Origin of the sequence: Paraburkholderia sp., from assembly GCF_035656215.1 — a bacterium.
GTDB lineage: Bacteria > Pseudomonadota > Gammaproteobacteria > Burkholderiales > Burkholderiaceae > Paraburkholderia.
Map to the genome: position 1 here is coordinate 1 of NZ_DASRSY010000231.1, position 10,020 is coordinate 10,020.

The 10,020-nt window shown below is 62.7% G+C and carries 10 protein-coding genes and 1 riboswitch; of the genes, 3 read left to right on the top strand and 7 right to left on the bottom strand.

The genetic code is table 11. From position 1 onward, the window contains the following. Positions 1–491, bottom strand: a 491-nt coding sequence (locus tag VFE81_RS13110; RefSeq protein ID WP_325045001.1) for a DUF4397 domain-containing protein, incomplete at its 3' end; no start/stop codon positions are given. 363 nt (positions 492–854) lie between these two features. On the opposite strand from VFE81_RS13110, the gene VFE81_RS13115 reads away from it, so the two are divergent. Further along, entirely contained in the window at positions 855–2,954 is a 2,100-nt protein-coding gene (locus tag VFE81_RS13115) for an NADPH-dependent 2,4-dienoyl-CoA reductase (protein ID WP_325045002.1), read from the top strand. Between the two features lie 79 nt (positions 2,955–3,033). Here the strand turns inward: VFE81_RS13115 and VFE81_RS13120 are convergent, their stop codons facing one another. The 6 genes from VFE81_RS13120 to VFE81_RS13145 all read right to left on the bottom strand — a co-directional run bounded on the left by VFE81_RS13120 (position 3,034) and on the right by VFE81_RS13145 (position 7,722). Beyond that, complete coding sequence (locus tag VFE81_RS13120) at positions 3,034–3,963, bottom strand: EamA family transporter (protein WP_325045003.1); 930 nt, start codon at positions 3,961–3,963, stop codon at positions 3,034–3,036. A gap of 366 nt (positions 3,964–4,329) precedes the next feature. Then, positions 4,330–4,593, bottom strand: a complete 264-nt coding sequence (locus VFE81_RS13125; RefSeq protein WP_325045004.1) for a pentapeptide MXKDX repeat protein — start codon at positions 4,591–4,593, stop codon at positions 4,330–4,332. Positions 4,594–4,712: 119 nt separating this feature from the next. Next, a complete protein-coding gene (locus VFE81_RS13130; protein WP_325045005.1) occupies positions 4,713–5,516 on the bottom strand; it encodes a molybdopterin-dependent oxidoreductase in 804 nt (267 codons plus the stop codon). Between the two features lie 42 nt (positions 5,517–5,558). After that, entirely contained in the window at positions 5,559–6,197 is a 639-nt protein-coding gene (locus VFE81_RS13135; RefSeq protein WP_325045006.1) for a cytochrome b/b6 domain-containing protein, read from the bottom strand. Between the two features lie 44 nt (positions 6,198–6,241). Then, positions 6,242–7,072 carry a DUF1223 domain-containing protein gene (locus VFE81_RS13140; RefSeq protein WP_325045007.1) on the bottom strand — a complete coding sequence of 277 codons (831 nt, stop codon included), beginning with the start codon at positions 7,070–7,072 and terminating at the stop codon, positions 6,242–6,244. A gap of 197 nt (positions 7,073–7,269) precedes the next feature. Then, positions 7,270–7,722, bottom strand: coding sequence for a hypothetical protein (locus VFE81_RS13145; RefSeq protein WP_325045008.1), 453 nt, complete (start codon positions 7,720–7,722; stop codon positions 7,270–7,272). Positions 7,723–8,250: 528 nt separating this feature from the next. Between VFE81_RS13145 and VFE81_RS13150 the strand changes: the two genes are divergently transcribed. Together VFE81_RS13150 and VFE81_RS13155 are read left to right on the top strand one after the other, a co-directional pair. Next, complete coding sequence (locus tag VFE81_RS13150; protein ID WP_325045009.1) at positions 8,251–8,661, top strand: GreA/GreB family elongation factor; 411 nt, start codon at positions 8,251–8,253, stop codon at positions 8,659–8,661. A gap of 154 nt (positions 8,662–8,815) precedes the next feature. Then, positions 8,816–8,934, top strand: a riboswitch (TPP riboswitch). 90 nt (positions 8,935–9,024) lie between these two features. Then, positions 9,025–10,020: phosphomethylpyrimidine synthase ThiC (locus VFE81_RS13155; protein WP_325045010.1), on the top strand; the 996-nt coding region annotated here is incomplete at its 3' end.

Genomic DNA, 10,020 nt, shown 5'->3' on the forward strand with positions numbered 1-10,020 from the left:
ATGTCGGTGCTGGTTGCCTGAAACAGATACAGATCGAGGTTAGTCGCATTGGCCGACGCGTTGAAGCCACGCAAGCGCGCGCTGTTGGACAGCAGACCCTTGTCGAACGGATCGTCGATCAGGCCGATATCCGGCGCTGTCAGGCCCGGTAAAGCCAGCACGGTGTAATCGTGGCCCTTCGCAACATCGGGGAAGCTACCGCTCGCCAATGCGGTCGTCGTGCCGGTGTTCGAGTACGCGACCGTGGTTGCGCCCGTATTGATATTGGTGAGGTTCGTCACACCCTTATAGCTGATGTTCGTCTGTCCCGAGGGCGCCGTACCGTTCACGAGAAAATCGACTGCCGGGCCGCCAGGAACTGCGTTGATGAAATGGATCTCCGGATTCGTCAGGCCGAGTTCCTTGCCTACGTCGCTGGAGCCGCCGCCACCGCATGCGCTCAGGACGGATGCAACAGCGACCACAGCCGCCATGGTTCGGATCATTTTCATTGTGCTCACCTCTAACTATATTGGGCCCACGACCCGTTAATTTGCGAGCGCTCCGCTTCGGACATCGCGCCAGCTGGAAACCCTGTTCGTTGGTTGTTGGAACGGTTTCAGGCCGGCTCCCCGAAATGAAGTGCCCCCTCCTATCCCTGCTGCACATCGCGTCCGTTCTGGTGAGCGGCGCGGTCCGTGTCGATGGACGCTCGAATTCAGCAATGCGTGTGCCGCAAAGTTCGATATGGCGTCTCGCACCAGATGAATGTCTTACGGAGCAACGAGTTTCGTGGATTAGAATTTTTCCTCGGAGGATTGGCACATTCCGCGGTGTATTGTTCGTGCGCACCCAATACTTACACGGTCCCCTGCATGTCTTACCAACACTTACTCGCTGAACTCGACCTCGGCTTCACCCGCTTGCGCAACCGCGTGGTCATGGGTTCGATGCACACCGGCATGGAGGATCGTTTCTGGAACTACCCGAAACTGGCCGCGTATTTCCGCGAACGGGCGAAAGGCGGCGTCGGCCTGATCGTCACGGGCGGAATCTCGCCAAACCGGCACGGCTGGTTGCTGCCCTTCGGCGGCACGCTGAACTCGGTGTTCGATCTGCGCAATCACCGCTTGCTGACCGAGGCCGTGCATGCCGAAGGCGGCAAGATCGCGTTGCAGATCCTGCATGCGGGCCGCTATGGGTACCAGCCGTTCGTCGTATCGGCGTCGGCGCTCAAATCGCCGATCTCGAAGTTCAAACCGCGCGCGCTCACCGAAGCCGGTATTGCGCGGACCGTGCGCGACTATGCGCGCTGTGCGCGCCTCGCCCAGCGCGCCGGGTACGACGGCATCGAGATCATGGGCAGCGAAGGCTATCTGCTCAACCAGTTCCTGTGTCCACGCACGAACCATCGTAGCGACCGCTACGGCGGCAGCATCGAGAACCGCATGCGGCTCGCGCGCGAAATTGTCGAGCACGTGCGCGCGGCGTGCGGCGAACGCTTTATCGTGGTGTACCGGCTCTCGCTGATCGACCTGGTCGAAGGCGGCAACACCTGGGAGGAAACCGTGCAGGTTGCTCAGGCGCTCGAAGCCGCCGGCGTCACGATGTTCAACACGGGAATCGGCTGGCATGAAGCACGGGTGCCGACCATCGTGACCTCGGTGCCGCGTGCGGCGTTCGCAGCGCTGAGCGCGCGGCTGAAGGCTGCGGTCAAGGTGCCTGTGATCGTATCGAACCGCATCAATACGCCCGAGGTCGCGGAAGAACTGCTCGCTCAGGGCGCGGGCGATCTGGTTTCAATGGCGAGGCCGTTGCTCGCCGACCCCGAATTCGTGCTGAAAGCCGCCGAGGGACGCGCGCACGAAATCAACACCTGCATCGCCTGCAATCAGGCCTGCCTCGATCACACGTTCAAGAACCAGCGTGCGAGTTGCCTCGTGAATCCGCGTGCGGGACGTGAGACCGAGTTGATCTACCGGCCGGTTTCAAGCCCGCAGACAGCACGTTCGGTTGCGGTAGTCGGCGCGGGACCGGCGGGACTTTCCGCGGCGAGCGTTGCAGCGTCGCGCGGGCATCGCGTGACCTTATTCGATGCGAGCGCAACCATCGGCGGTCAGTTCAATCTGGCGATGCGCGTGCCGGGCAAGGAAGAGTTCAGCGAAACGATCCGCTATTTTCAGAGCCAGTTGCAGCGCCATCGCGTCGACGTGCGGCTCGATACGCGTGTCGATCCGGCGTTGCTCGCAGCAGGCGGTTACGACGATGTGATCGTCGCCACGGGCATCGTGCCGCGGAGCCCCGCGATTGCGGGCATCGACGGGGCGAATGTGCTGTCTTATGTGGACGTGCTGCGCGGTGCGCCGGTGGGACGCCGCGTCGCGGTGATCGGCGCGGGCGGGATCGGCTTCGACGTCAGCGAGTTTTTGCTGCATCGTTCTGGCGATCCACTGCCGATGTCGCGCGATGCCTGGCTCGACGAATGGGGCGTCGATCTCGCGGTGCGGGAACGCGGCGGTTTGAAAGCGCCGGCACCGGCGCAGCCTTTCCGCGAGATCTGGTTGCTGCAGCGCAAGGCGGGCAAGCTCGGCATGGGGCTTGGTAAAACCTCGGGCTGGGTGCATCGCGCGACGCTGGCGAGAAACGGCGTGAAGATGCTCGGCGGTGTGTCGTATCTGGAAATCGGCGAGCGCGGGTTGAAGATTGCGCGCGAAGGTGTCGAAGAATGGCTCGAGGTGGACACGATCGTCGTGTGCGCGGGGCAGGAATCGTTGCGCAGCCTGTACCCGGAGACGGCGGCACGAACTGCGGATAGATCAAACGCCACGAATGGGACCGGCAATGCGAACAGCGTTAAAAGCCCAAATGGCGCGAATGGCCCGCGCTATCACGTGATCGGCGGCGCAAAGGTGGCAACCGAACTGGATGCAAAACGCGCGATTCGCGAGGGGGCGGAAGTGGCGGCGGCGCTTTGAAGCGGCGGAGCGTGGAGGGGGACCGGGACGGGGACCGGAGAACGAGCGACGAGCAGCAGACAGCGACCCGCCGCCCGCCTCAGGCGAGGCTCTTCTTCCGGTAATCGAACCAGAAAGACAGCCCCACGCTGGCCAGAATCACGCCGGTCGCGATTACCGTCGAATGCGTCACCGGCTCGCCGAGCAACAACGCGCCGAGCGCCACCGCGACTACCGGATTCACGTACATGCAACTGCTGGCGATGATCGGACTCGTATGCCGGATCAGAAAACCGTACGCGACGTAGGCGGCCATCGTCCCGATCAGCATGAGGTAGACGAAGGCCAGCACCGGCAGAAAATGCACCTCCATCATTCGCTCGCCCGATACCCACGCGACCAGCGTCGACATCGCGCCGCCAAGGCCAATCTGCAACGACGTCGATAGAAACAGGTCCGACGGCAGTTTCAGCCGGCCGGCCAGATGCGCGCCACCCGCCCAGAAAAGCGCACCGCACAGGATCGCCAGGCTGCCGCCGGCCGATCCCGGCGCGCTGTCGCCGTGACTCAGGATCGCGATGCCCACCAGCCCGAGGCCGACCGCGAACCACTCGCCTCTGCCGATCTTGCGCCCCGCCACCGCCGCGATCACCGTCGCGAACAGCGGCACGGTCGCGACCATCACGGCCGCCGTGCCGGTGCCGACGGTGCGCATGCCGTAAGCCAGCATGCCGCTCGACAAACCCACCAGCATCGTGCCGACAAGGCCTGCATTGCGAATTTCACCCGCGCTCGGCCAGACCGGATTGCGGCGCGCCGCGAAGATGAAGAGGCCTATGCCGGCAAACAGATTACGCAGCCCCGAGAGCAGCAGCGGCGGAAACGAACCGAGCGCGACGTGCACGGCGAGATAGGTCGAGCCCCACACGAGATAGACGACGGCGAGCGCGAGCGCGATCTGCCCATTGCGGGACTGCGGCAAGCGGATCGGAAAACCACGCGGAAAACGGCTGGGGAGTTGCGGCGACATGCGTTCAACCCGCCCATGCCGCTCGAGGTGCTGCGCCCCCGCTGAAAACCCTGTATCGGGATGGCAGACACCGCATCGGCGATGCGGTCTGAGGGGCGAGGCTGGCGGACATGTCGGTGGAACAGAAAGACGATAGATGGCCAATGGGGCCACAACGCCGCGGCGGTCGATAGAAATCGATCCACGGCTGACACACGCCCAAAGTTTGGCGGGCATCGCATTATGCAGTAAGCGCCCACCGCGTCGCCTGAAAGAATCGTAACTTTTTTGCGTGCTTGCAACAAAAAAGCCGGGGACATTTCCCCGGCTTTTGACGCGCCCATGACACCGGCGCTGAAGTTATGCAACCGGCATTGCCGGCAACGCTCAGTTGGCCATCGCGCCCGACGCTTCATGCTTCATGCCCATCGCGTCACTGCCCTTTTTCATCTTGTCGTGCTTCATCGTGTCCTTCTTCATGCTGCCCTTCGACATGGTGTCTTTGGACATCGAATCCTTCGACATCGAATCCTTCGACATCGTGTCCTTGGGCATCGAATCGTTGGACATTGCGCCACTTGCCTGCGCGAACGCGGCACCGCCGCTGGTCAGGAGGGCGACGGCCATTGCTGCGATTGCGAACTTTTTCATGGGATAACTCCGTTTCGTTATGGATGAATCTGAACCGGCTTCCAGCTTGTGCCGGGGTACTTCCGAAGCTTCTGCCGCCCGGGGTCGCGCGTTGGGTCCTGCACGCGCCGACCCGTGCGTCAGGAGCCTCCGAACCAGTTGTAGCCCTGGTCGACCCAATAGCCGCCGGGGAACGTGTTAGTGACGAACATCTCGACGATGTGCTTCGGGTTCTTGTAGCCGAGCTTGGTCGGCATGCGCAGCTTCATTGGGAAGCCGTATTTCGCGGGCAGGCGTTCGCCGTCATAGGAAAACGTGAGCAGCGTTTGCGGATGCAGCGCGGTCGGCATGTCGATGCTTTCGTAGTAATCGTCGGCGCATTTGAAGCCGACGTACTTCGCGCTCGTGTCCGCGCCGATGCGCCGCAGAAAATCGGCAAACGGCGTGCCGCCCCAGCGGCCGATCGCGCTCCATCCTTCCACGCAGATATGCCGCGTGATCTGCTCGGCATGCGGCAGCGCGTACAACTCGGGCAAGGTCCAGACACGCTGACCGGTTACGAGGCCGCTGATCTTAAGCTTGTAATCGGAGGCGTCGACCTCGGGGATGTCGTCGATGCCGTAGAACGCGTTAAACGGAAATGGCCGCGTGATCTGCGCTTCGGTGTAGGTCGGCGCGAGTTGCTTCGGATCGAACAGTGCGGCTTGCGCGCGGTCGTTCAGGCGCGACACGGCCGTCAGGAATGCGTTGACCGAATCGTTGTCGGTGAGCGAACAGCCTGTCAGCATCGACAGGCCGCCGAGCGTCAGAAGCCGCTTGCCGAACAGACGTCGCGACGGCATCGCAAGTTCGCGCCGTGCGTCGATCAGGATCGATTCGCGGTCGAGCTTATCGTCAGACTTAGAGGTGAGCTTTCGATCGGGTTTTATATTTGGCGTGGTCATGATTCGATGTCCTTAAGCTTTGCGTATCCGTGGATCAGCGGCTTAGCGTCCGCGCAGCATCGCCAGCAGCGAGCGCGGCACGAGCGCCACCATCGCCAGATGCACGGCGATGAACGCAGCCATCAGCGACATGGCGCAGAAGTGGACGATGCGCGCGTTGTCATAGCCGCCCATCAGCTCGCGCAGCAGCGGAAACTGCACCGATTTCCAGATCGCGAGACCCGAGAGCACCAGCACGATCAGGTCGCAGACAACGAACAGGTAAGCGAATTTCTGCACCGCGTTGTAGACGCGCAGATCGGCGTGCGAGAGCTTGCCGGTCAGTGCTGCGACGAAGTCCTGCAGCACGGCGCGCGGCGAGACCGGCAGGAATTTGCGCACGAAACGCCCGCTTGCCAGGTTCAACGCGAGATACAGCAGACCGTTGAAGACCAGCAGCCACATCGCCGCGAAATGCCATTGCAGCGCGCCGCCGAGCCAGCCGCCGAGCGTGATCCCCGTGGGAAACGTAAAACCTTTGAAGATCGGCGACGCGTCATAGATGCGCCAGCCGGACAGCATCATCAGGATGGCCGCGAGTGCATTGAGCCAATGCGTGATGCGCACCCACACCGGATGAATCGTGCCGCTCTTCGGCATAACGGGCGGAGCGGTTTCGCTGAGAGCATGAGGCGTTGCCATGAGAATCTCCGATGAAATGGGGGCGCTGAGGGGTCGTCGCGCGATCAATTGCAGGCGGCCAGTTCGCCCACTTGCAGCACGTCGCCGGTCGCCGCGTTTTCGACGAACGCGACTACGCCGAAGTCGCCAGCCGGGGCGTTGGCATCGGCATCGTCGATGCGGATATCGCGGCGGATTTGCGCGTTACCGGCAACCAGTGGCACGGGGCCAATCCACTGCCGCACGACGCGTTCGTGATGCAGCGTCGCACCGCTGTTTTCCCCGGCTCTGACCTGAGAGTTCAACGCGTTCTGGTAGACCGCGACGTAGGCATTCAGCTGACCTGTTGTGTCTGCCGCCTTGCTGGTGAATTGCGCATCGACATTGAAGGCGCCCTTCGCCCGCGGCTTCAGTTCAAGCGCCACGTTCGCCTGCGCCGGTTCGGCGATGACCTTACCGATGCGGCTCTGGAAACTGTCGCGCTGCGACCAGCTGCGCAGCTCGCGGCCGGATACAAAGATCTCGGGCGTGTAGATGGTATGACCACCGGCGAGGTCGGTGAGGGTTTGCTGACGTTCGGTAAAGCGATGCTGCGAAAAGCGGTCGGTCCAGCCGAGGCTATTCCAGTAGTCCACGTGCAAGGCCAATGGCACGATGCTTTGGATTGCGCCGCTGTTTTTCCACTGGCTCAGCCAGTTGTCCGCGGGCGGGCAACTGTTGCAGCCTTCGCTGCTGTAGAGCTCCACAAGCGCTACGCGGTGGGATGGACTGTGCGACGCGCATACGGCGCCAGCAGCGGTGGCGAGGCCGCTGGCTGACAGGGTTGTCAGCGCGACGGCTAGCGCGATTGCGCGGGCGAGATTCCGATTGGCTCGGCGGGTTCGTGCGGTTTGCATGGCGTGCTCTCATCAGGATCTGCACGTTTGTCGATCCACGAGCCCGCTTATGACAGCCAGTTCTGATTTTTATTTTGGTTTGGGTTGTTCGACTACGGTCGCGACCGTTCCATACCGTTTACACCCGCGGGGCGCGGCGTGTCTGTACGCTTGTGGACAAACGGCCCCAATGCGCGCCCCGGCCCCGCGTCGGCGCCTCAATCGTAACTAACGACAACCGTCACCTGGGTATCCAGCGCCGCATTCTTCGGTGCAAGCGACAATACCCCGCCATCGCGGCCAACTCGGTAGTGCCCGTCACTGGCGGCGCGAAACACTCGTCCGGCGCTATCGACAAAACGCTCAGCCAACGCATCACGCGCCGTCGTGCCATTGTTCACCAGAAGCGCGACATCGGCGCCCGTCGCCACGCCCGGCGCAGCGCTAAACGTTAGCGTGACCGCTGAACCCGTCTGCGCGAGCCGCGCGCCCTCAGTATCGACACGTGCCACGGCCGGCGCCGCCGAAATCTCCAGTTGCGGCGCCACGATCGCGCCCGAAAAGCTGATCGTTCCACCACTCGCTGCCACTGCCGGCATTGGCGCTGCAACCAGCGTTGCCATCGCCACTGCCGCGCTGAGCGCCCCAAACCGCCCTATTTCCGTTTTCATCAGCACCTCTCCTTAAGCCGTCTCGATCCGCATCGCGCCATTGACACGCCGCCCACCGCCGGTCACCCGACTGGGCAACGGCCGCCCCTACAGGCGAAATAACGGCAGCGCCGCGGCGGCCTTGAACGACCTTGTGCGAAATAGACGCGCCGCACCTTGCGCACGCGGCACCTCCCGGCCGCGATTAAGGAGACGCCCAGCTCGTGCTAACATTCGCCTTTCTATTGCGTCGATCAAGTTTTCTTTCCGGCGCTTATCCCGATACTGTTCGCTCTCTGCCGGCTACCCCCATGCGTCCTCCGTTCTCCCGTGCCCTCACCCGCTTGCGCCCCCGCCGCGTAACCGGTTGCGCGCGCGCGGACGTAGCAGCGCCTCACGCCGGCCAGCCGTCCCGAACGCTCCCGCTTCTCGCCGCCCGGCGCCTGATCTGACGTTGCTTCCTCCATTACCGGAGCCACGTCGTCGGGCTCCGGGCTGATCTCATTCGCACGCAATTCCCTTACATGCAGATCAATTGGAGAACCCGTCATGAAAAAGACGAAAACCTGTTACCTCACCGAACTCGACGTCGCCCGTCTTGAAAAACACGCGGCCGCGCCCGGCGCCGACGCCAAATTGCAAGACATGCTCGACGACGTCCTGGAACGCGCCGTGATCGTCGAATCGCGCGACATTCCCGCGAACATCGTCACAATGAATTCGCAAGCCACGCTGGTCGACGAAACCAGCGGCGAACAGATGACCTGGACGGTCGTCTATCCGCCCAACGCGGATTTCGCCCAGGGCCGCCTGAACGTGTTCTCACCGGTCGGCCTCGCCTTGCTCGGCGCCAAACGCGGCGAACGCGTCCGCTTCACGCCGCCGAGCGGCACGGAGAAAGTCCTGAAGCTCGAAAAGATCCTGTTTCAGCCCGAAGCCGCTGACGATTTCACGCTGTAAGCCAGGCACACTCGCGACGCAGAACCGCTGCGCCGCATCATTCCCGGCAGCCCTATCACAACAAGAATAGTGCGTGGCTGGCCGGCGTTATCTCTAACATCTGACTTTTTCAAGACGGGTTGCCAAGCACCGCCCGGGCGGTGTATCGTGTGCGCTGCTAACGCGGGGGTCCTGCGTAGCGCGGAGGTTGGAGGTCCGTGTTGCGTGGGTGAGAAATACCCTTTGAACCTGATCTGGATAATGCCAGCGCAGGGAAGCGTACGGATTTCGCACCTGGTCTACCGTTTCATCTCTCGCGATTTCCGACAACTTCCATCTCGTCTCCTGCTTAGCGGCCCCACATTGCTTTGCGAGGAGATACGCATGAACGCCAATCCGAAGTTCCTTTCCGCCGACGCCCACGTCGATGCCGCCGCTGTCGCCCCGCTGCCGAATTCCCGCAAGGTCTACGTGACCGGCTCGCGGGACGATATCCGCGTGCCGATGCGCCAAATCTCCCAGGCCGACACGCCCGATAGCTTCGGCGGCGAGAAGAATCCGCCGGTCTATGTCTACGATACGTCGGGCCCCTACTCCGATCCGGAAGCAAAGATCGACATTCGCGCGGGTCTGCCGGCGCTGCGTCAAGCCTGGATCGAAGAACGCGGCGACACCGAAGCGCTGACGGGGCTGTCGAGCGACTTCAGCCGTGAACGCGCCGCCGATACGGCAACCGCCGAGTTGCGCTTCCAGGGCCTGCACCGCACGCCGCGCCGCGCGATCGCCGGCAAGAACGTCTCGCAGATGCACTACGCACGCCAGGGCATCGTCACGCCGGAAATGGAATACATCGCGATTCGCGAGAACCAGCAACGCACCGCGTATCTGGAAAGCCTGAAGACGAGCGGCCCGAACGGCGAAAAGCTCGCGGCCATGATGGGCCGCCAGCATCCGGGCCAGGCGTTCGGCGCGAGCGCATTCGGTCCCGATGGCCTGAAGGAAATCACCGCGGAATTCGTGCGTGAAGAAGTCGCACGTGGCCGCGCGATCATCCCGAACAACATCAACCACCCGGAAAGCGAGCCGATGATCATCGGCCGTAACTTCCTCGTGAAGGTGAATGCGAACATCGGCAACTCGGCGGTGACCTCGTCGATCGGCGAAGAAGTCGACAAGATGACGTGGGCGATCCGCTGGGGCGGCGACACGGTGATGGATCTCTCCACCGGCAAGCACATTCACGAAACGCGTGAGTGGATCATCCGCAATTCACCGGTGCCGATCGGCACGGTGCCGATTTACCAGGCGTTGGAAAAGGTCAACGGCAAAGCGGAAGACCTGACGTGGGAAATCTTCCGCGACACGCTGATCGAACAGGCC